Annotated in this window: 22 protein-coding genes; 12 read left to right on the top strand and 10 right to left on the bottom strand. The window is 60.7% G+C overall.

Going from position 1 to position 21,559, the window contains the following annotated elements; translation table 11 throughout:
- Window positions 1-2: 2 nt before the first annotated feature.
- On the bottom strand, window positions 3-254 hold the full coding sequence (locus KBY02_RS17575; protein WP_003403956.1) for a DUF1127 domain-containing protein: 252 nt from the start codon (window positions 252-254) through the stop codon (window positions 3-5).
- Between the two features lie 175 nt (window positions 255-429).
- On the opposite strand from KBY02_RS17575, the gene KBY02_RS17570 reads away from it, so the two are divergent.
- Both KBY02_RS17570 and KBY02_RS17565 read left to right on the top strand, forming a co-directional pair.
- Window positions 430-1,851: a PLP-dependent aminotransferase family protein gene (locus tag KBY02_RS17570; RefSeq protein ID WP_024638964.1), complete on the top strand. Its 1,422-nt coding sequence runs from the start codon at window positions 430-432 to the stop codon at window positions 1,849-1,851.
- 72 nt (window positions 1,852-1,923) lie between these two features.
- Window positions 1,924-3,504, top strand: coding sequence for a phospholipase D family protein (locus KBY02_RS17565; protein WP_024638963.1), 1,581 nt, complete (start codon window positions 1,924-1,926; stop codon window positions 3,502-3,504).
- Here KBY02_RS17565 and KBY02_RS17560 read toward each other — a convergent pair.
- Both KBY02_RS17560 and KBY02_RS17555 read right to left on the bottom strand, forming a co-directional pair.
- On the bottom strand, window positions 3,501-4,649 hold the full coding sequence (locus tag KBY02_RS17560) for an MFS transporter (RefSeq protein WP_104683580.1): 1,149 nt from the start codon (window positions 4,647-4,649) through the stop codon (window positions 3,501-3,503). The genes KBY02_RS17565 and KBY02_RS17560 overlap by 4 nt on opposite strands.
- Window positions 4,650-4,898: 249 nt before the next feature.
- A complete protein-coding gene (locus KBY02_RS17555; RefSeq protein ID WP_024661264.1) occupies window positions 4,899-6,392 on the bottom strand; it encodes an aldehyde dehydrogenase in 1,494 nt (497 codons plus the stop codon).
- A 239-nt stretch (window positions 6,393-6,631) separates the two neighbouring features.
- Here KBY02_RS17555 and KBY02_RS17550 point away from each other — a divergent pair, with 239 nt between their 5' ends.
- Window positions 6,632-7,000, top strand: a complete 369-nt coding sequence (locus KBY02_RS17550; protein WP_003403970.1) for a cupin domain-containing protein — start codon at window positions 6,632-6,634, stop codon at window positions 6,998-7,000.
- A gap of 81 nt (window positions 7,001-7,081) precedes the next feature.
- Here KBY02_RS17550 and rpmG read toward each other — a convergent pair whose 3' ends face one another.
- Both rpmG and rpmB read right to left on the bottom strand, forming a co-directional pair.
- Complete coding sequence (gene rpmG / locus KBY02_RS17545) at window positions 7,082-7,237, bottom strand: 50S ribosomal protein L33 (protein WP_002551515.1); 156 nt, start codon at window positions 7,235-7,237, stop codon at window positions 7,082-7,084.
- A gap of 11 nt (window positions 7,238-7,248) precedes the next feature.
- Entirely contained in the window at window positions 7,249-7,482 is a 234-nt protein-coding gene (rpmB, locus tag KBY02_RS17540; RefSeq protein WP_002551514.1) for a 50S ribosomal protein L28, read from the bottom strand.
- A gap of 364 nt (window positions 7,483-7,846) precedes the next feature.
- Here rpmB and KBY02_RS17535 point away from each other — a divergent pair, with 364 nt between their 5' ends.
- Entirely contained in the window at window positions 7,847-9,433 is a 1,587-nt protein-coding gene (locus tag KBY02_RS17535) for an ABC transporter substrate-binding protein (RefSeq protein ID WP_032657067.1), read from the top strand.
- A 133-nt stretch (window positions 9,434-9,566) separates the two neighbouring features.
- Here the strand turns inward: KBY02_RS17535 and radC are convergent, their stop codons facing one another.
- Window positions 9,567-10,241: a RadC family protein gene (gene radC, locus KBY02_RS17530; protein ID WP_003403975.1), complete on the bottom strand. Its 675-nt coding sequence runs from the start codon at window positions 10,239-10,241 to the stop codon at window positions 9,567-9,569.
- A gap of 135 nt (window positions 10,242-10,376) precedes the next feature.
- Here radC and coaBC point away from each other — a divergent pair, with 135 nt between their 5' ends.
- Genes coaBC through argB form a run of 4 tightly spaced genes read left to right on the top strand, consistent with a single transcriptional unit; the run spans window position 10,377 to window position 15,618 of the window.
- Window positions 10,377-11,585: a bifunctional phosphopantothenoylcysteine decarboxylase/phosphopantothenate--cysteine ligase CoaBC gene (gene coaBC, locus KBY02_RS17525; protein WP_003403978.1), complete on the top strand. Its 1,209-nt coding sequence runs from the start codon at window positions 10,377-10,379 to the stop codon at window positions 11,583-11,585.
- Window positions 11,586-11,591: 6 nt separating this feature from the next.
- Window positions 11,592-12,047 carry a dUTP diphosphatase gene (dut, locus tag KBY02_RS17520; protein ID WP_024641395.1) on the top strand — a complete coding sequence of 152 codons (456 nt, stop codon included), beginning with the start codon at window positions 11,592-11,594 and terminating at the stop codon, window positions 12,045-12,047.
- A 51-nt stretch (window positions 12,048-12,098) separates the two neighbouring features.
- Window positions 12,099-14,684 carry a phosphomannomutase/phosphoglucomutase gene (locus KBY02_RS26275; protein WP_024652152.1) on the top strand — a complete coding sequence of 862 codons (2,586 nt, stop codon included), beginning with the start codon at window positions 12,099-12,101 and terminating at the stop codon, window positions 14,682-14,684.
- A 28-nt stretch (window positions 14,685-14,712) separates the two neighbouring features.
- Complete coding sequence (gene argB / locus KBY02_RS17510) at window positions 14,713-15,618, top strand: acetylglutamate kinase (protein ID WP_002551508.1); 906 nt, start codon at window positions 14,713-14,715, stop codon at window positions 15,616-15,618.
- 330 nt (window positions 15,619-15,948) lie between these two features.
- Here argB and KBY02_RS17505 read toward each other — a convergent pair whose 3' ends face one another.
- Window positions 15,949-16,581, bottom strand: coding sequence for a DUF4124 domain-containing protein (locus tag KBY02_RS17505; RefSeq protein WP_111522337.1), 633 nt, complete (start codon window positions 16,579-16,581; stop codon window positions 15,949-15,951).
- Window positions 16,582-16,591: 10 nt separating this feature from the next.
- On the bottom strand, window positions 16,592-17,233 hold the full coding sequence (pyrE, locus tag KBY02_RS17500; RefSeq protein ID WP_003403990.1) for an orotate phosphoribosyltransferase: 642 nt from the start codon (window positions 17,231-17,233) through the stop codon (window positions 16,592-16,594).
- An 82-nt stretch (window positions 17,234-17,315) separates the two neighbouring features.
- Between pyrE and KBY02_RS17495 the strand changes: the two genes are divergently transcribed.
- Entirely contained in the window at window positions 17,316-18,095 is a 780-nt protein-coding gene (locus KBY02_RS17495; RefSeq protein ID WP_002551505.1) for an exodeoxyribonuclease III, read from the top strand.
- Between the two features lie 69 nt (window positions 18,096-18,164).
- Here KBY02_RS17495 and KBY02_RS17490 read toward each other — a convergent pair whose 3' ends face one another.
- Both KBY02_RS17490 and rph read right to left on the bottom strand, forming a co-directional pair.
- The gene (locus KBY02_RS17490; protein ID WP_024652647.1) at window positions 18,165-18,533 is read right to left on the bottom strand and encodes a DUF4870 domain-containing protein; all 369 of its coding nucleotides are present in this window, start codon (window positions 18,531-18,533) and stop codon (window positions 18,165-18,167) included.
- Window positions 18,534-18,554: 21 nt separating this feature from the next.
- Entirely contained in the window at window positions 18,555-19,277 is a 723-nt protein-coding gene (gene rph, locus KBY02_RS17485) for a ribonuclease PH (protein ID WP_003313989.1), read from the bottom strand.
- A gap of 312 nt (window positions 19,278-19,589) precedes the next feature.
- Between rph and KBY02_RS17480 the strand changes: the two genes are divergently transcribed.
- From KBY02_RS17480 to rpoZ, 3 genes are all read left to right on the top strand, one after another.
- Window positions 19,590-20,453: a YicC/YloC family endoribonuclease gene (locus KBY02_RS17480; protein WP_003344441.1), complete on the top strand. Its 864-nt coding sequence runs from the start codon at window positions 19,590-19,592 to the stop codon at window positions 20,451-20,453.
- Window positions 20,454-20,466: 13 nt separating this feature from the next.
- The gene (gene gmk, locus KBY02_RS17475) at window positions 20,467-21,111 is read left to right on the top strand and encodes a guanylate kinase (RefSeq protein WP_003392601.1); all 645 of its coding nucleotides are present in this window, start codon (window positions 20,467-20,469) and stop codon (window positions 21,109-21,111) included.
- A gap of 147 nt (window positions 21,112-21,258) precedes the next feature.
- Window positions 21,259-21,522 (top strand): DNA-directed RNA polymerase subunit omega, encoded by a 264-nt coding sequence (gene rpoZ / locus KBY02_RS17470; protein WP_003320174.1) that lies wholly within the window; start codon window positions 21,259-21,261, stop codon window positions 21,520-21,522.
- The last annotated feature ends 37 nt before the right edge of the window (window positions 21,523-21,559 follow it).

Below are 21,559 nucleotides of genomic sequence, written 5' to 3'. Positions count from 1 at the left end.
GCTCAGGGCCTCCAGAACGGCTTCATGGCCTCGACCCGCGCCTGGCGGAAATCCAGGCCAATGTCGCGCAACTGATCGTCGGTCAGTGTCAGCAAGCTGCGGCGCGATGCCCAGCGATGGCGATACAGTGCCCAGCGCCCCATGCCTGCCAACAGATCGGCCTTGTTCGAGCGAACGGTTCTGACCGTCGCTGGCCGATATTCATTCAGTTCCTGGCTGTGAAGCGCAAGGCGCACATCGCTGAACCCGTTCATGTCCTGTTCCCTCATCCTGGGTGGCTGTGGGTTCATGATGAAGCGAACGGCAAAACCAATACAGATTCAAAAGCCTCTTATATTTTCCATACAGATGATTCAAAAACGCCACTGAATGCTATATTTCCGGCCAATCTGTATTGCTTTACCGCATTCGAATTCCTGAGAGTACGCCATGACGCTCTACGTCAACCTCGCCGAACTGCTCGGCTCGCGCATCGAAAACGGCTTCTACCGCCCCGGCGACCGCCTGCCCTCGGTACGCGCGTTGAGCGTCGAGCATGGCGTCAGTCTTAGCACCGTGCAGCAAGCGTATCGGGTGCTGGAAGACCATGGCCTGGCCGCGCCGAAACCCAAATCCGGCTACTTCGTCTCGGTCAGCCGAAAAGCCCCTGCGCTGCCAGCGGTCGGCAGGCCTGTGCAGCGGCCTGTGGATATCTCTCAATGGGATCAGGTGCTGGACCTGATTCGCGTGGCGCCCCTTGAAGCCGTCACGCAACTGGGGCGCGGCATGCCGGATGTCACCAGCCCGACCCTGAAACCTTTGATGCGCGCGCTGAGTCAGTTGAGTCGCCATCAGGACATGCCGGGGCTGTATTACGACAACATCTACGGCGTGCGCAGGCTGCGCGACCAGATTGCCCGGCTGATGCTCGACTCGGGCTGCAACCTGACCGCCAATGACCTGATCGTCACCAATGGCTGTCATGAAGCGCTATCAGCCAGTGTCCGGGCCATCTGCTCGCCGGGGGACATCGTGGCGGTGGACTCGCCAAGCTTCTTCGGCGCCATGCAGACGCTCAAGGGCGTGGGCATGAAAGCCATGGAAATCCCTACCGACCCGTTGACCGGCATCAGCCTCGAAGCGCTGGAACTGGCGCTGGAGCAATGGCCGATCAAGGTTATTCAGCTGACGCCCAACTGCAACAACCCGCTGGGTTATGTCATGCCCGAAGCGCGCAAGCGGGCGCTGCTGACCCTGGCACAGCGCTTCGACGTGGCGATCATCGAAGATGATGTGTATGGCGACCTGGCCTACAACTACCCTCGCCCGCGCACCATCAAATCCTTCGACGAAGACGGTCGCGTGCTGTTGTGCAGTTCGTTTTCCAAGACCCTGGCACCGGGGCTGCGAATCGGCTGGGTAGCGCCGGGCCGCTATCTGGAGCAGGTGCTGCACATGAAATACATCGGCACCGGCTCCACCGCCCCGCAGCCACAATTGGCCATCGCCGATTTCATCGAAGGCGGCCATTACGAGCCCCACGTGCGACGCATGCGTAGCCAATACCAGCGCAGTCGCGACCAGATGATCGACTGGGTGATGCGCTATTTCCCCGAGGGCACCCGCGCCAGCCGGCCGCAAGGCGGTTTCATGCTGTGGGTGGAGCTGGCCGAAGGCTTCGACACCCTGCGCCTGAACCGCGCCTTGCTGGGCAAGGGTGTGCAGATTGCGGTGGGCAGCATCTTTTCGGCATCGGGCAAATACCGTAACTGCATGCGCATGAACTTCGCGACCAAACCCAGCCGCGAAATCGAGAGCGCGGTGCGTATCGTCGGCGAGACAATTGCGCTACTGAATGCGCAAACTGACTGATGCGGACAAATCTTTCCCGGTTTTGCGGGTCATATCGCCAAGTCGAGCCATGTCCAGACGCGGAAGATCAATTTGAATAACTCATGGGCCTTGCCCTTTTGCTTGCTGGTTGCGTTGTGCGTCAGCGGTTGCGCGCATCAACAGGTCGCCAGTGAGCCAAGCCAGGCCATGCCGTCTTCAGGTTCCGCGTTCGGCCGTTCGATCCAGGCCATGGCCGTGCCGCATGAGGGACGTTCTGGCTTCCGCCTGCTGCCTGACAGCAGTGACGCGTTCAAGGCTCGCGCCGAACTGATCCGCAACGCCAAAAGCAGCCTTGATCTGCAGTATTACATCGTCCACGACGGCCTGAGTACGCGCGCCCTGATCGACGAACTGCTCAAGGCGGCTGACCGTGGCGTTCGTGTGCGCATCCTGCTGGACGACACCACCAGCGACGGTCTGGATCAGGCCATCGCCACCCTCGCCGCTCACCCGAACATCCAGATTCGCCTGTTCAATCCGCAAAACCTGGGGCGCGAGACCGGCATCACCCGCAGCCTCGGGCGCCTGATGAACCTGTCGCGCCAGCACCGGCGCATGCACAACAAGCTGTGGCTGGCCGACAGCAGTGTGGCCATCGTCGGCGGGCGTAACCTGGGCGATGAATACTTCGATGCCGAGCCGAACCTGAACTTCACCGATATCGATATGCTCAGCGTAGGACCGGTGGCCGAGCAGCTTGGCCACAGCTTCGACCAGTACTGGAACAGCACGCTCAGCAAGCCCATCGATGAGTTCATGTACTTCCTGCCCGACGGCGAGGATCTGGCCGAGGCCCGGCGCAAGCTGGACGATTCTCTGGAGCAGGCGCACCAGCAGCACAAGGCGCTGTATGAGCGACTGATGGCCTACAAGACCCAGCCGCGCATGAAAACCTGGCTCAACGAGCTGGTCTGGGCATACAACCAGGCGCTGTGGGACGCACCGACCAAGGTTCTGGCGCAGGGCGAGCCTGATCCGCACCTGCTGCTGACCACGCAACTGGCGCCTGAACTGCTGAACACTCACAAGGAACTGATGCTGATCTCGGCCTACTTTGTACCGGGCCAGGAAGGCTTGCTGTACCTCACCGGCCGGGCCGATGCCGGCGTCAATGTCAGCCTGTTGACCAACTCCCTGGAAGCCACCGACGTGCCCGCCGTGCATGGCGGCTACGCACCGTACCGCAAGGCACTGCTGGAGCATGGCGTGAAGCTGTTCGAGCTGCGCCGACAGCCTGGCGATACCGAGACGATGCGCGGCAGCGGCCCGCATCTGTTCAAGAAAAGCCATTCCCTGGTCAGTTCCGAATCAAGCTTGCACAGCAAGGCGATGATCTTCGATCGGCAGAAGGTCTTTGTCGGCTCATTCAACTTCGACCCGCGCTCTGTGCTGTGGAATACCGAAGTCGGCGTGCTGGTCGACAGCCCGCAACTGGCTGAAGAATTGCGCGAACTGACCTTGCAGGGCATGGCCCCGTCGCTCACCTATGAAGCGCGGCTGGAGGACGGCAAAGTGGTGTGGGTGACCGAAGACAACGGCCAGATCCACACTCTGCATACCGAACCGGGCGACTGGTGGCGGCGTTTCAACGCGTGGATGAGCCGCGCCATCGGCCTGGAAAGAATGCTTTAAGCGGGCACAGCCTGGGCATCGCCGAACGCGCCACGTCGCCGGATCAGTATCAGCAGGCCCAAGGCACCGGCAGCCATCATCAACGGCAAGGCCTCGCCACTGACCCACTGGCTGCCCGCGCCGGCTATCAACGGGCCGAGCAGGCAGCCGATGCCCCACAGTTGCGCCACATGCGCGTTGGCGCGGACCAGCGAATCATCGCGATAGCGTTCGCCGATCAGAATCAGCGACAGGGTAAACAGCCCGCCGGCACTGGCACCGAAGACGGTCCACAGTGGCCAGATCAGAACGGTGTCGATCAGCAATGGCACCAGCAGGCTCGACGCCAGTAGCAAGGCGGCGCAGCCGGTGAACATCGCGCGACGTGAAATGCGGTCGGCGAGCATGCCGATCGGCAGTTGCAGCAGCGCGTCACCGACCACCACCACGCTGACCATGATCAGGGCGATTTCCGGGGTGAAGCCGTGGCGTATGCAGTAAAGCGGCAACAGGGTGAGGATCAGCGCTTCGAACGCAGCGAACAGGGCGACCGCCCAGGCGATCGCAGGCATGCCGCGACAGAAGCCGGACAGATCGGCAAACGTCACGTTGCAGGCTTCGGTAGACGGCGCGCCGGTACGCCCCAGCAGCAGAAACGGTGAGCCGACCAGCAGCGCTACGCCGATCCAGAAACCATAGTCGGCCTGGGTGCCGATCACGCCCAGCAGCAGCGGACCCGCCAGTTGGCTCAATGCGTAGGTGCTGCCATACAGCGCCACCAGACGCCCGCGCAGGCGCTCGATGACCAACTGATTGATCCAGCTTTCACCCAGCACGAAGACGATGGTCAGAATCACCCCGAGCGTCAGGCGCAAGACCAGCCAGATCCAGTAATACGGCAGCAGCGCCAGCGCGCCGACCGAAACCGCCCCGGCCCATAAGCACAGGCGCATCAGATGGGCCGTGCCGAAGCGCGCCGCCAGACGACTGGCCAGCGCCGCGCCGAGCAGCACACCCACCGCCGGCATCGCCGCCATGATGCCAATGGCAAACGAGCCATAGCCCCAGCCTGCCAGCCGCAATGAAACCAGCGGCATGCTGACGCCCATTGCCAGACCGACACCCAGCACGGACGCCAGCACAGCAAAATAAGTACCCCAACGCATTTCCACGCTCCTGCCCGGCGCCACGCTACGCGCTCATCGCCTTGTACAAATCCTGTGTGGCGCGATGATCAATCTTGAGATGACCATCATGCCAATGCTCCGCGTTGGCATGCAGCCCGTGACGCTCCGCGTCACACATCCGTGCCGCTACGCACATCAAAGCCAGGACGCGGAGCGTGGGGGCGATGATCTTGAGACCCCATCGTGCCAATGCTCCGAGGGCAGAGCCTCGGAGCGATAGGCAAATGACTACAGCTTGATCCAGGTCGACTTCAGCTCGGTGTATTTGTCGAACGCATGCAGCGACTTGTCACGACCGTTGCCCGACTGTTTGAAGCCACCGAACGGTGCGGTCATGTCGCCGCCGTCGTACTGGTTGACCCATACGCTGCCTGCGCGCAAAGCCTTGGCGGTCAGGTGCGCCTTGGAGATGTTCGCGGTCCATACGGCAGCCGCCAGGCCATACTGCGTGTCGTTGGCGATCTGGATCGCCTCTTCGGCAGTATCGAACGTCAGCACCGAAAGCACCGGGCCGAAGATTTCTTCCTGAGCGATTTTCATCGCGTTGTTCACGCCGTCGAAAATGGTCGGCTCGACATAGGTGCCGCCGGTCTCCTGCAGAATGCGCTTGCCGCCCGCAACCAGTTTGGCGCCATCGGTATGGCCCGCTTCGATATAAGACAACACGGTATTCATCTGCTGGGTATCGACCAGCGCGCCCACAGTGGTCGCAGGGTCAAGCGGGTTGCCGGGCTTCCAGGCACTGAGCGCCTCGATCACCATCGGCAGGAAGCGATCCTTGATGGAGCGCTCGACCAACAGGCGTGAACCGGCGGTGCAGACTTCGCCCTGGTTGAAGGCAATCGCGCTGGCGGCTGCGCTGGCGGCGGCCTGCAAATCAGGCGCGTCGGCAAAGACGATATTCGGGCTCTTGCCGCCGGCTTCCAGCCAGACGCGCTTCATGTTCGATTCGCCCGCATAGATCATCAGTTGCTTGGCGATTTTGGTCGAGCCGGTGAACACCACGGTGTCCACATCCATATGCAGGGCAAGTGCCTTGCCGACGGTGTGGCCATAGCCAGGCAACACATTGAGCACGCCCGCAGGAATGCCAGCCTCAATGGCCAGTTGTGCGATACGAATGGCCGTCAGCGGAGATTTTTCCGAGGGCTTGAGGATGACCGAGTTGCCGGTGGACAGGGCAGGCCCCAGCTTCCAGCAGGCCATCATCAGCGGAAAATTCCACGGTACGATGGCGGCGACGACACCCACCGGCTCGCGTGTTACCAGGCCCAGTTGGTCATGAGGCGTTGCCGCGACTTCGTCATACAGCTTGTCGATGGCCTCGCCGCTCCAGCTCAGGGCCCGGGCGCCGCCGGGTATGTCGACACCCAGCGAGTCGCTGATCGGCTTGCCCATGTCCAGCGTTTCAAGCAGGGCCAGTTCTTCAGCATTCTGCTCAAGCAACCCCGCGAAACGGATCATGGTGGCCTTGCGTTTCGCCGGGGCCAGTCGTGACCAGACGCCGGAGTTGAAGGCGCTGCGCGCGCTGTCGACGGCGCGTTGCGCGTCAGCGGCATCGCAACTGGCGACCTTGGCAAGCAACCGGCCATCGACCGGACTGATGCAGTCAAACGTCTCGCCGGAGGAGGCTGCGGTGTATTCACCTTGAATGAAGGCACGGCCTTCGATCTTCAAATTCCGGGCGCGTTGCTCCCAGTCAGCACGAGTCAGGGTGGTCATTTGCATGTCCTCCTCTTGTTGAATGTGGGTGTGTCATGGTTGATTGAAGACACAATCTGAAATTTTTCAGGACGGCCGTTACCCTAAACCAGCGGCCCGACAAAACCAATATATTTGACATAAATAGCCGCCACGGTGCTTTTATGTTGATTTTATTAAACAGCTGCGCACGCGCGCCGAGGCACTAACGCGCTGCACGCACGTCAAACCTTCAACGCATTCAGGACAAGGGGCCCATCATGAGCATCGAAAGCATCGTCGACTTCAGTGAAGCCAGCACCGCCGCCGAGCACTATCGCCCTGCACCGGAAAAAGTCTTCAAGGGCGACCCGGCACAAACCCTCTACAACCACTACAACAGCCCCTGCGGACAGATGAGCGCGGGCGTCTGGAATGGCGAGCCCGGGCAGTGGCAGGTGAATTATTCAGAGCATGAGTATTGCGAGATTGTGCAGGGTGTTTCAGTCCTGCGCGACGAGCAGGGCCACGCGAAAACCCTGCGCGCAGGCGACCGTTTCGTGATCCCGGCAGGCTTCAAGGGTACCTGGGAGGTGCTGGAAACATGCCGCAAGATTTATGTGGTGTTTGAGGCGGCTGCAGATAAATAAATACCACCCTGGCAGCGACGCCAGGAGCGCAGGCACAAAAAAACCCGCCAGAGCGGGTTTTTTTGTAGCCGACAGAATCAATTACTTGATTTTGCCTTCTTTGTAGATCACGTGCTTGCGTACAACCGGATCGAATTTTTTGATTTCGATTTTATCCGGGGTAGTACGTTTGTTCTTGTCGGTGGTGTAGAAATGGCCTGTACCAGCGCTCGACACCAAACGGATCAATTCACGCATGATTTTCTCCCTTAAATTTTGCCGTCGCGACGCAGTTCAGCGAGCACAACTTCAATGCCACGCTTGTCGATGATACGCATGCCTTTAGCAGATACGCGCAGACGAACAAAACGCTTCTCGCCTTCAACCCAGAAGCGATGATGCTGCAGGTTTGGCAGGAAACGACGACGGGTTTTGTTGTTTGCGTGGGAAATGTTATTCCCAGTCACCGGACCCTTACCGGTAACTTGACATACTCTCGACATGCCTCAGCCCTCTAAAACCACATGCCCAACCCGGCATGGGTTGGCCGCTTAATCTCTCAGTCATTTGGCGCCAGGCGCCGCGTTTCTTTAAGGGTCTTACCGGCTACACCTACAGTGAAGGAACCGGGCCCCTAGAAAAGAGCGCTGCTTTATACCAGAAAGCCTTGGGCACAACAACAGGCAAAGCACTTTGACCCGAATGATCACGCCTCGCGAGGCGGTATGCTCAAGCACTGCGGGGGCACAGGCAAATCGACCGCTCGTCGCGCCGTGACGATTGTTCTGCGCCAGCACATGGTCTAGGGTTAGTCCCTCACCAGACTGCGCCGGCAGATGGGGCCCTTTCTGAACAGGAAATAACGCCATGCGCCTAGCTGCACTCCCTTTTTTACTCGTTCCACTCCTGCTTCCCGTCGCTGCCCAGGCATCGAACCTTGTGGTCTGCACCGAAGCCAGCCCCGAGGGCTTCGACGTTGTACAGTACAACTCGCTGACCACCACCAACGCATCGGCCGACGTGCTGATGAACCGCCTTGTAGACTTCGATGCCAAGAGCGGCAAGCTGGTGCCGAGCCTGGCAGATAGCTGGACCGTGTCCAAAGACGGCCTGACGTACGACTTCAAGCTGCACCCCGGAGTGAAATTCCACACCACCGACTATTTCAAGCCGACTCGCGAGCTGAGCGCGGATGACGTGCTGTTCAGCTTCCAGCGCATGCTCGACCCGCAGAACCCGTGGCACAAGATCGCCCAGAGCGGCTTCCCGCATGCGCAGTCCATGCAGTTGCCCGCGTTGATCAAGAGCATCGAAGCGCCTGATGCACACACCGTGCGCTTCACGCTCAACCATGCGGACTCGACCTTCCTGGCCACGCTGAGCATGGGTTTCGCCTCCATCTATTCAGCCGAATATACTGCGCAGCTGTTGAAAGCGGGCACGCCGGAAAAACTCAACAGTCAGCCGATCGGCACCGGGCCGTTCGTGTTCAAGCGCTTCCAGAAAGATGCTGTGGTGCGCTACGAGGCGTTCGACGATTACTTCGCCGGCAAATCTGATATCGACACGCTGGTGTATGCCATCACCCCGGACGCCAATGTGCGCCTGCAGAAAATCCGTCAGGACGAATGCCAGATAGCGCTCTCGCCCAAGCCCCTGGATATTCAGGCAGCCAGCAAGGACGACTCGCTCAAGGTGGAGAAGACTGAAGCGTTCATGACCGCGTTTGTCGCGATCAACAGCCAGCACCCGCCGTTCGACAAGCCGGAAGTTCGCCAGGCCATCAATCTGGCGTTCGACAGGGACAATTACCTGAAAGCCGTGTTCGAAGGCACCGCTGAAAAGGCCAACGGCCCTTACCCGCCCAACACCTGGAGTTACGCCAAGGACCTGCCCGGCTATCAGCACGATGTTGCCAAGGCCAAGGCGCTGCTGGCCAAGGCCGGTGTAAAAGAGGGTTTGAAGACCACCATCTGGACACGACCTTCCGGGAGCCTGCTGAATCCGAACCCGAGCCTGGGTGCTCAATTGCTGCAGGCTGATTTGAAACAGGTCGGCATCGATGCCGAGATCAAGATCATTGAGTGGGGCGAGCTGATTCGCCGCGCCAAGGCTGGCGAGCATGACCTGCTGTTCATGGGCTGGGCGGGCGACAATGGCGACCCGGATAACTTCCTGACCCCGCAGTTCTCATGTGCGGCCGTGCAATCGGGCACCAACTTCGCCCGCTATTGCGACAAGACGCTGGACAAGCTGATCGCAGACGGTAAATCCGTCAGCGGCCAGGCCGAGCGCAGCAAGCTGTATCACCAGGCCCAGCAGCAGATTCAACAGCAGGCACTGTGGATCCCCCTCGCCCACCCGACAGCCGCTACGCTGGTGCGCAAGGACGTCACTGGCTATCAGGTCAGCCCGTTCGGCAGGCAGGATTTCTACAAGGTGCAGGTCAAGTAAGTCGCCAGACTGACCTCGGCCTCTCTGGGTGATGGCGTGCCAATGCATGCTGCATTGGCACGCCCCGTCTGAAGACCGGACGCAGAGCGTGAGAACGATAATCCGAGTGCCACCCTATCGCTCTGCGTGGGCGCTACATCAGCCCGCGCTCCACCATCGACAGTGGCTCGCCGTCCCCCACGATCACGTGGTCAAGCACATGAACGTCCACCAGCAGCAGTGCTTCCTTGAGGCGCTTGGTCAGGTCGATGTCGGAACGGCTGGGCGTGGTGATACCGGAAGGATGGTTGTGACAAAGGATCAGGCTGGCAGCGTTGTGCGCCATCGCGCGTTTCACCACCTGGCGCGGGTGTACATAAGACGCGTTGATCGTCCCGCGAAACAATATCTCGAAGGTCATGACCCGGTGCTTGTTATCGAGAAACAGGCAGCCGAAGACTTCGTGCGGCTCATGCCGCAGCAGGGCCTTGAGATAGCTGCGAACCTGGGTCGGGTTTTCCAGCGCTGATTCACGGCGCAGGGACTCGGCCATGTGCCGACGCGCCATTTCCATCACGGCCTGCAACTGAGCGAACTTGGCAGGCCCGAGCCCCAGTTGCGAGGTGAATGCCGACAGATCCGCATCCAGTAACGGTCTGAGCCCGTCAAATTGATTCAGCAGATGACGCGCAAGGTCTACAGCGCTTTTTCCGGCCACGCCGGTGCGTAAAAAGATAGCCAGCAACTCGGCGTCGGAAAGGCTCGCCGCCCCCAACTCCAACAAGCGTTCCCGGGGGCGTTCAGCCGCGGGCCAACTGCGAATACTCATAGCACCTCCATGTGATTGGGCACCGCTGTTCCGGTGCGGTCGCTGTGCTATCTTAGCCCATCTTTTTTGCACGACGATCTGGCCTGGGGAGGCGTCATGGCCGTCGTGTGTTCACTCGACCAAAAAGGCAGGTCTATGCAGCGGCTGTATCGAAAACGCATCGTTCTTGGCGTCGGCGGCGGCATCGCGGCCTACAAGAGCGCTGAACTGGTCCGCCGCCTGCGCGATCAGGGCGCTGAAGTGCGTGTGGTCATGACCAAGGGCGGGGCCGAGTTCATCACCCCGCTGACCATGCAGGCGCTCTCCGGGCACCCTGTGCACCTGGACCTTCTCGATCCGGCTGCCGAGGCCGCGATGGGCCATATCGAACTGGCCAAATGGGCCGACCTGATCCTCATCGCACCGGCCACCGCCGACCTCATCGCGCGCCTGGCGCAAGGCATCGCCAACGACCTGCTGACCACCATCGTGCTGGCCACCGACGCGACTGTCGCCATCGCCCCGGCGATGAACCAGGCGATGTGGCGTGACGCCTCCGTGCAGGCCAATACCCGCCTGCTCGAAGAGCGCGACTTTCGTGTGTTCGGGCCGGCGTCCGGCAGTCAGGCGTGTGGCGACGTCGGCTTCGGGCGCATGCTGGAGGCCGACGACCTGGCCCAGTGCGCGGCCGACTGCTTCCAGCGCCTGACCCTGACCGGCAAGCATGTGCTGATCACCGCAGGCCCGACCCAGGAAAACATCGACCCGGTGCGCTACATCACCAACCACAGCTCCGGAAAAATGGGCTTTGCCCTGGCCGAAGCGGCGGTGGAAGCCGGCGCCCGCGTCACGCTGATCACCGGCCCGGTCAACCTGCCTACGCCTGATCGCGTCTCGCGCATCGACGTGGTCAGCGCCCGCGACATGCTGGCAGCGTGCGAGGCGGCGATCCCCTGCGACCTGTTCATCGCCTCGGCAGCCGTGGCCGACTACCGCCCGGAAGTCGTTGCCCCGCACAAATTGAAGAAAGATCCTTCGAACGGTGACGGCTTGCTGCTGCAGATGGTGCGCAATCCGGATATTCTGGCGACCATCGCAACCCGCCCGGATCGCCCCTTCAGTGTCGGCTTTGCCGCCGAGACCGAACACCTGCTCGACTACGCTGCCCGCAAGCTCAAGGACAAGAACCTCGACCTGATTGTCGCCAACGATGTCGCGAACCCGAGCATCGGCTTCAATAGTGAGGAAAACGCCTGCAGCGTGATTGACCGAGGGTTGCACGCAACGCTTTTCGCCCAGACCAGCAAGGCCAAGATCGCTCGCCAGCTGGTCACTTTTATCGCCGACCGCATGAATCAGGTTTAACTACGAATGCACGCTCTACAAGCCAAGATCCTCGACCCTCGCATTGGCAACGAATTTCCGCTGCCGGCTTACGCCACTACCGGCTCGGCTGGCCTGGACCTGCGCGCCATGCTCAAGGAAGACACGCTCCTTGAGCCGGGCCAGACCCTGCTGATCCCTACCGGCCTGTCGATTTACATTGGCGATCCGGGTCTTGCCGCGCTGATCCTGCCGCGCTCCGGCCTGGGCCACAAACACGGCATCGTGCTGGGCAATCTGGTAGGCCTGATCGACTCCGATTACCAGGGCGAACTGATGGTCTCCTGCTGGAACCGCGGCCAGACGGCTTTCAACATCGCAGTCGGCGAGCGCATCGCCCAATTGGTCCTGGTGCCGGTCGTACAGGCTCATTTCGAGCTGGTTGAAGCGTTCGACGAAAGTCAGCGTGGCGCTGGCGGCTTCGGTCATTCCGGCAGTCATTGATCGCCATTCGGTACATAATCCGGGTTCGGAACAAGGCTCAGGGAGAGGTCGGTGAAAGGTAGTCAGCACAGCGCTTCACAGCACGCCATACCCACCGACAACTCGCCTCCGGCTGCGAGCCTCACAGGCCTAGCGCCCGGCCTGGTGCCTGCCGCCATCGGCCTGCTCATCGCTGCGGCGCTGGTCTGGATGGCTCTGGCCACCGGCCCGCAGCAACAGGACCAGCTGGTTCAGGCCTGGGGCGGCAATCAGGCGGCAGCGGTGGGTCTGGCGCTGCGCCAGATCAACGCGGACACCCAGTCAGCAGCATCCGGGGCGGCGCTTGTCCAGACATTGCAAAGCAATGATGCCGCTGCCCTGCTGGCCGCTCAGGATCGATTCACCCGTTGGGACGGCCTCGCAGGCGCTCGGCTTTACCCCAAGGGGCTGGCCGATGTGGATACGCAAGGCGCACTGCCCGTCAGTTTCGCCACCCTGGATATGCTCAACAAGGCCGCACAAGGTGAGGCCGTCGCCCCGGAGGCGCGCAAGGTCGGCGAGCGCTGGTTGATCTACAGCGCTGCGCCGGTGCGTGCCGCTGCCAGTCAGCCGGTGGTGGGTACGCTGCTGCTGGTCTTTGACCTGCAGCGCTTGCTCAATGCCTTGCCGGCGCTGCCTGCCGACGCCGGGCAAGTGGTGCTCAGCCAGCAATTCGGCAGCGGACCTGCTCAGGTGTTCCTGCAACGCGGTCAGGCCGATGAAGGCAAAGCCCAGGCTTTCGATACCGGTTATCCTGGCTGGAAACTCGAGTTCACGCCCGGCCCCGGGCTGAAAACCTCACCGTCCGTGATGCTTCTGCTGCTGGCACTGATTATCGCTGCAGCGGGCGTGCTGCTTGGCTTGCACCGTAACGAACGGGCCCTGCAGAAGCGTATTTGCGCCGACGCACGGCAACTGGATCAGCTGCTCCAAGAACTCTCACGCGGAAAAGCCGTCAAACCCTTCGGTTTGAGCCTCCCGGCCCTTAGTGGTCTGGCTCAGGTCCTTGCTCGTGTCTCGCTTCGTAGTCAGCCTCAGGCAGCGCCTGTCCTGGCGGCGGGCGAGCAGCGCGATGCAGATATTGCCAAAGGCAGTGCTTCGTCCACCGTGGCTGCATCACGCACCGACTGGACCGATCCGCTGTTTCAAGATACCGATATCCTTGATATCGACCTTCTCGACGAAAACCAGGACTTCCTGAGATCGGAGCATAACCTCGCTATGAACAGTCCAGCATCCGTGGCACCCAACCTTCCCGAGACTATTTTCCGTGCCTACGACATCCGTGGCGTGGTCGGGGACACCCTCAACGCTGAAACGGCTTACTGGATCGGCCGCGCCATCGGCTCCGAAAGCCTGGCGCAGAACGAACCCAACGTCAGCGTTGGCCGCGACGGTCGGCTTTCCGGTCCTGAACTGGTACAGCAACTGATTCAAGGTCTGCACGACAGCGGCTGTCACGTCAGCGATGTAGGCCTGGTGCCAACGCCTGCGCTGTATTACGCAGCCAACGTGCTGGCCGGCAAGACCGGCGTCATGCTGACCGGCAGCCATAACCCGAAGGACTACAACGGCTTCAAGATCGTCATCGCCGGCGACACCCTCGCCAACGAGCAGATCCAGGCGCTGCACGAGCGCATCAAGACCAACAACCTGACGTCGCAGAAAGGCAGCATCACCCAGGTCGACATCCTTGAGCGCTACTTCCAGCAGATCAAGAATGACATCGTCATGGCGCGCAAGCTGAAGGTCGTGGTCGACTGCGGTAACGGCGCGGCAGGCGTGATCGCTCCGCAACTGATCGAAGCGCTGGGCTGTGAAGTGATTTCCCTGTTCGCGGAAGTGGATGGCAACTTCCCCAACCATCACCCGGATCCGGGCAAGCTGGAAAACCTGCAGGACCTGATTGCCAAGGTCAAGGAAACCGGTGCCGATCTGGGCCTGGCCTTCGACGGTGACGGCGACCGTGTCGGTGTCGTGACCAACGCAGGCAACGTGGTGTACCCGGACCGCCTGTTGATGCTGTTCGCGCTGGACGTGCTCAAGCGCAATCCGGGTGCCGACATCATTTTCGACGTCAAATGCACACGCCGCCTGACTCCGCTGATCAGCGAGCATGGCGGCCGTCCGGTGATGTGGAAAACCGGTCACTCGCTGATCAAGAAAGAAATGAAGAAAAGCGGTGCGCTGCTGGCAGGCGAAATGAGCGGCCACATCTTCTTCAAGGAACGCTGGTTCGGTTTCGACGACGGTATCTACAGCGCAGCACGCCTGCTGGAGATCCTCAGCCAGGAGTCGGCCAACGCCGAAGACCTGTTCGAGACCTTCCCGAACGATATTTCGACGCCTGAAATCAACATCAAGGTGACGGATGTCACCAAGTTCAGCATCATCAAGGCCCTTGAAACGGATGCGCAGTGGGGCGACGCCAAACTGACCACAATCGACGGTGTCCGTGTGGACTATCCGAAGGGCTGGGGTCTGGTTCGCGCTTCCAATACCACGCCGGTACTGGTGCTGCGCTTCGAAGCCGAGACCGAGGCCGAATTGCAGCGTATCAAGGACGTGTTCCACGCAGAACTGAAGAAAGTTGCGCCGGACCTCGACCTGCCATTTTGATTGTTTTTCCTTTTGACTGGAGCCCTGAATGACCCTCGAACGCGATGCCGCCTCTAATGTAGCCAAGGTCCTTTCCGAAGCGCTGCCTTACATTCGCCGCTTTGTCGGCAAGACGCTGGTTATCAAGTACGGCGGCAACGCCATGGAGAGCGAAGAGCTGAAAACCGGCTTTGCGCGCGACATCGTGTTGATGAAAGCGGTGGGCATCAACCCGGTAGTGGTTCACGGCGGCGGGCCGCAGATCGGCGATCTGCTCAAGCGCCTGTCCATTGAGAGCCACTTCATCGACGGCATGCGTGTGACCGATGCGCAAACCATGGATGTCGTGGAGATGGTACTGGGCGGCCAGGTCAACAAGGACATCGTCAACCTGATCAACCGTCATGGCGGCAGCGCGATCGGTCTGACCGGCAAGGACGCTGAGCTGATTCGTGCGAAGAAGCTCACCGTCACGCGCCAGACGCCGGAAATGACCAAGCCCGAAATCATCGACATCGGTCAGGTCGGTGAAGTCGTCGGGGTCAACACCGGGCTGCTCAACATGCTGGTCAAAGGCGATTTCATTCCGGTCATCGCGCCTATCGGCGTGGGCCCGGACGGCGAGTCGTACAACATCAACGCCGACCTGGTAGCAGGCAAGGTTGCCGAAGCCCTCAAGGCCGAGAAGCTGATTCTGCTGACCAACATCGCCGGCCTGATGAACAAGCAGGGCGAAGTCCTGACCGGCCTGACCACCGAGCAGGTCGACGGCCTGATCGCCGACGGCACCATCTACGGCGGCATGCTGCCGAAGATTCGCTGCGCGCTGGAAGCGGTTCAGGGCGGCGTCAACAGCTCGCACATCATTGACGGTCGAGTGCCCAACGCGGTCCTGCTGGAGATCTTTACCGACAGCGGTGTAGGTACCCAGATCACCAACCGCAAGCGGCACTGATTCAGGCGTAACACCCAAAGGCCCCGTGAGCTAACCCTCACGGGGCCTTTTTGTTGGCTGATGATTGAGAACAGCTCCGCGTGGGTATCCTGTTCTGGAAGCTCTGCGTCCTGTCCTGAGGCGTGGCGCGGCGCAGATGTGTGACGCAGAGCGTCACGACCGGCATTCCCACGCTGGAGCGTGAGGAACGATAGGTGTCCGGGGGCGGCCCCTTTCGCGAACAAGTTCGCTCCTACGGCCTTCGGCCAGAATCAAAAACAGACCCGGGCATGACGATAGTGTCCGACCAAACTTCGCGCGGGCACGCCGCTCTGGACGCTCTGCGTCCGGTCACTGAGTCAGCCGCTGGACGCGGGCGCGATCGACGGCGAAGTCTGCTTCGGCCTTTACGCGTGCGGCCTGATACCCGGTGATATCGGCTTGCAGTTTCTGCTGCTGATCGCGAAGGTCGTTCAGTTGATCGACAAGTGCCTGCTGAACCGGACGCCCTGCGCGCTCAAGGTCGGCGGCCTGGCCTTGCAGACTGCGCTGCTGCGCCGCCAGCCCCTGAATGTTGCCCTGGGCAACGCCAACCAGTGCATCGAGCTCAGCCAGTTTGCGGGCCTTCATGCGGTCCACTTCAGCGACGCTGCTGTACAGGCTCAGCAGTTGTGCATCGGCGGCGGCCTGGCGCTTGTCCGCTTCGGACTGACGAATCTGCTCGGCCGTAGGCGCAGGTGGCACGATTTGAACCACCCGGCCACGACTGTTGAGCACTTCATAGCCTTTGGCAACGTAGTCGGGCGGCACGCCTTGCGTGTCGATCACTGTCACCCCGCGGCTGTCGACGTAGCGATAAAGCCGTGGCTCAGGTGCGTCGGCCGCTTGGGCGAGCATGGGCGCAAGCATGACGACAGCCAGCAAGGCCCGAAAAACGCTCAGCGCGTCTGAAACCGATCCCCAAGACCTGCCGCCGGCCGCCATAGGCTCGTCCTCAGATTCCGAATTGCGCGCGATAGGCTTCGACAGCAGGCAGATGCTGCTTGAGCTGCGGGTCGTCGGCCAGGAACTCGAGCACCTGATTCAGCGACACGATACTCACCACCGGAATCCCGAAGTCACGTTCGACTTCCTGAATCGCCGACAGCTCGCCATTGCCGCGCTCCTGACGATTGAGCGCGATCAGCACGCCCGCAGCTGTCGCATCCTGGTCCTTGATGATCTGCATGACCTCACGGATCGCGGTGCCCGCAGTGATCACGTCGTCGATAATCAGCACATTCCCCGCCAGCGGCGAGCCCACCAGACTGCCGCCCTCGCCGTGCGCCTTGGCTTCCTTGCGGTTGAAACACCACGGCAGATCACGGTCATGATGCTCGGCCAGCGCCACGGCAGTGGCCGATGCGAGCGGAATGCCCTTGTAGGCCGGACCGAACAGAACGTCGAAGGCAATACCGCTTTCAACCACGGCGGCTGCGTAGAAACGCCCCAGTTGTGCCAGTGCGGAACCGGTGTTGAACAGCCCCGCATTGAAGAAGTACGGGCTGGTGCGCCCGGACTTGAGAGTGAACTCACCGAAGCGCAGAACACCGCGATCGATGGCAAAACGAATGAAATCGCGTTGATACGCCTGCATGAAAAAAGCTCCGAATACCACGGATTTAGCTAATTAGGTAGAGCTCGGGTATCATACACGCACGTGATTTTTGGGGCCATTTATGCGGATCATCAGTGTGAACGTAAATGGCATTCAGGCTGCGGTCGAGCGTGGTTTGCTCAGCTGGCTGCAAGCTCAGAATGCCGACGTCATCTGCTTACAGGACACCCGCGCCTCCACCTTTGAACTGGACGATCCAGCCTTTCAGCTGGATGGTTACTTCCTCTATGCCTGCGAAGCCGAGGTTCCCGCTCAGGGTGGTGTGGCGCTGTATTCGCGGTTGCAGCCGAAGGCGGTAATCAGCGGCCTCGGCTTCGAGACAGCCGACCGCTACGGGCGCTACCTGCAAGCAGATTTCGACAAGGTCAGTATCGCTACCCTGCTCTTTCCGTCGGGGATGAATGGCGATGAAGACCTGAATCAGAAATTCAAGCTCATGGACGATTTCGGCAAGTACATGGACAAGCAGCGCCGCAAGCGTCGCGAATACATCTACTGCGGATCGCTCTATGTGGCGCAGCAGAAGCTCGATATCAAGAACTGGCGCGACAGCCAGCAGTCACCCGGCTTCCTCGCGCCCGAACGCGCCTGGATGGACGAAATCGTCGGCACCATGGGCTACGTCGATGCCCTGCGTGAAGTCAGCCGTGAAGGCGACCAGTACAGCTGGTGGCCGGATAACGAACAGGCCGAGATGCTGAACCTGGGCTGGCGCTTCGATTATCAGATCCTGACCCCTGGCCTGCGCCGCTTCGTGCGCAGCGCCCGTCTGCCACGCCAGCCGCGCTTCTCGCAGCACGCGCCGTTGATCGTGGATTACGACTGGACCCTGACTATCTGATAGCCAGGCAAGGCAGCGAACACGAAAAAGCCGACTTGAAGTCGGCTTTTTGCGTTGCCTGAAGTGATGCTACTTGATCAGGCGCAAGGTGAACGGATAGCGATAATTGACGCCGTCATTGGCTTTTATCCCGGCAATGATCGCCAGCACTGCGGCACCGATGCCCACCAGCGTCAGTAACGCAAAGCCGATGATCAGCACCACCAGCAGCATGCTGACGGTGGCCGCGATGGCGACTGTGATCTGAAAATTCAGCGCTTCCTTGCCTTGCGCGTCGATAAACGGATCGGAGTCTTTCTTCAACTGCCAGATAATCAGCGGGCCCAGCAGATTGCCGAACGGAAACATCAGTCCGGCAAACGCTGACAAGTGACAGAACATCGCCCACTGGCGAGCGCTTTGCGGCGGTTTGCTGAACGGTTGCAAGCTGTCACTCATTATCGGACCCCCTTCTGGGTATCAGTCGGCCAACGCGGCGCGCTGCAATTCAAACAATTCGGTCATGCCTTTCTGCGCCAGCGCGAGCATCGCGTTCAGCTCTTCCGGCTGGAATGGCGCGCCTTCGGCAGTGCCCTGAACTTCAATGAAACCGCCTGCACTGGTCATGACCACGTTCAGGTCGGTCTCGGCAGCCGAGTCTTCGAGGTAGTCCAGGTCGAGCACCGGCTCGCCCTGATACATGCCGACCGAAACAGCCGCGATCATCTGCTTGAGCGGGTCGCCGCCTTTCAGGCCGCCGCGCTTCTTGATCACCTTCAGCGCATCGGCCAGGGCCACCATCGCACCGGTAATGGACGCGGTGCGAGTGCCGCCGTCAGCCTGAATGACATCGCAATCGACGTACAGGGTGACGTCGCCCAGCTTGGACATGTCCAGCGCAGCGCGCAGTGAACGACCGATCAGGCGCTGGATTTCGAGTGTACGGCCACCCTGCTTGCCACGGCTGGCTTCGCGCTGGTTACGCTCGCCGGTAGCACGTGGCAGCATGCCGTATTCGGCAGTCAGCCAACCCTGGCCCTGGCCTTTGAGAAAGCGTGGTACGCCGTTTTCGACGCTGACGGTGCAAATCACCTTGGTATCACCAAACTCGACCAGTACAGAACCCTCGGCGTGTTTGGTGTAGTTGCGGGTGATGCGGATCGAGCGGAGCTGATCGGCGGCGCGACCACTTGGACGTTTCATCTGGGATACCTGTACTGAGACGGAAAACTGCTGGGCATTATAGAGGCCACAGCTGCCGCTGGGCATCTCTAAAAGCCGTCAATGCCGATCCCGCGCAACCAGAAGGCCCTGGATCAAGGCTTTCGACGCGCAGATACGGGGTAAAACAACGCCTTGCGTCACCTGTCACACTGTCGGATTGGGAGCCTGCGCCGCACTGCGCTACAATCCTGCGCCTCTACAGCCAGCCGGCTTTCACGACGCCCATGACCGCCATTTCTGCGCGTTCATGAACCGAACCACGCTTTGAAAGCGAACCAAGAGGTATTTCCCATGGTGCACAGCATGACTGCCTTTGCCCGAGTAGAGCGGGCCGGTGCCCAGGGCACACTGAGCTGGGAACTGCGCTCGGTCAACCACCGCTATCTTGAGCCACACCTGCGCCTGCCGGAGTCGTTCCGCGATCTGGAAGGCGCGATTCGCGAAGCGCTGCGTCAGGGCCTGTCGCGCGGCAAGGTCGAGTGCACACTGCGCTTTGTCGAGGAAACCGCCGGCAAGCCGCTGCAGGTGGATCTTGAACGCGCAGGCCAATTGATCGCCGCAGCCGAGTCGGTTGCCGGCTTGATCAAACAGCCTGCTGCCTTGAACCCGCTCGAGGTGCTGGCCTGGCCGGGCGTGCTGGTCGCCGATGCCAACGATCCGCAGGTGTTGAACACCGAGGCCCTGAAACTGTTCAATGATGCGCTGACCGAATTGAAAAGCGGGCGCGGGCGCGAAGGCGCAGACCTGGCGCGGCTGCTCGACGAGCGTCTGTCCTCCATCGTCGAAGAAGTCGCCACCTTGCGCACGCTGGTGCCACAGATGCTCGCAACCCAGCGGCAGAAGGTGCTGGATCGCTTTGCCGACATGAAAGCCGAGCTCGACCCTCAGCGTCTGGAGCAGGAGATGGTCCTGCTGGCACAGAAAAGCGATGTCGCCGAAGAACTGGACCGCCTCAGCACCCACGTCACCGAAGTGCGTCGCGTACTCAAGGCTGGCGGCCAGGCAGGACGCCGTCTTGATTTCCTGATGCAAGAGCTTAACCGCGAAGCGAATACACTGGGCTCCAAGGCCTTTGACCCACGCAGCACGCAGGCTGCCGTCAACCTCAAAGTGTTGATCGAGCAGATGCGTGAGCAAGTGCAGAATATTGAGTAAGGCTAAACCTGACATGACCCATATCACTGGCACCCTGTACATCATTTCCGCTCCGTCCGGCGCGGGCAAGACCAGTCTGGTCAAGGCGCTGATGGACGCTCAGCAAGAGCCTCAGCACGGCGCGCAGGCAAAGATTCGCGTCTCTGTCTCGCACACCACGCGCGCCATGCGCCCCGGCGAAGTGGACGGTGTGAACTACAACTTCGTCGATCGTGCCACGTTCCTGAGCATGATCGAGCACGGCGACTTTCTCGAGCAGGCCGAGGTCTTCGGCAACCTGTATGGCACGTCGCAGAGCCACTTGCAGCAGACGCTGGACGAAGGCCACGACCTGATTCTGGAAATCGACTGGCAGGGTGCGCGCCAGGTTCGTGCGCAGATGCCGCAGGCCCGTTCCATCTTCATTTTGCCGCCGACCCAGCAGGCCTTGCGCCAGCGCCTGACCAATCGCGGCCAGGACAGTGACGAGATCATCGAAGCCCGCATGCGTGAAGCCGTCAGCGAAATGAGCCACTACAGCGAGTATGAGTACGTCGTGGTCAATGACGACTTTGCCGGCGCGCTGGAAGACCTCAAGGCGATTTTCCGCGCCAATCGCCTGACTCAACAGCACCAGCAAGAGCAATACAGCGAGCTTTTTCAGGAGTTGCTGGCCTGATCGAATCGTTTCCAGACATCAGGCAACAGGTTAAAAGCATGCCGTTGGTGGCATGCCGCTTGATGACTGGTGCTGTACGCTTGTAAACTACCGAGTCCGCTCGCCCATCCGGGCATCGCGCATCCGCATTTGCTACGAGGAATACCCATGGCCCGCGTAACCGTTGAAGACTGCCTAGAACACGTGGATAACCGCTTTGAGCTGGTCATGCTCTCTACCAAGCGTGCCCGTCAACTGGCAACCGGCGGCAAAGAACCAAAGCTGGCCTGGGAAAACGACAAGCCTACCGTTATGGCCCTGCGTGAAATCGCGGCTGGCGTAATGGATTACTCTGTAATCGCAGAAGCTGAAATCGTTGAAGATGAGCCATTGTTCGCAGCGTTCGAGGACGAGTCCAACGAGGCCGTCTAAGCCTATGCCAGGTCGACGTAGTACGGCGCAGGGTAAA

The sequence above is a fragment of the Pseudomonas sp. P129 genome (genome assembly GCF_020312195.1).
Taxonomy (GTDB): Bacteria; Pseudomonadota; Gammaproteobacteria; order Pseudomonadales; family Pseudomonadaceae; genus Aquipseudomonas; species Aquipseudomonas fragariae.
This window is presented reverse-complemented; position numbering and strand designations above follow the sequence as displayed.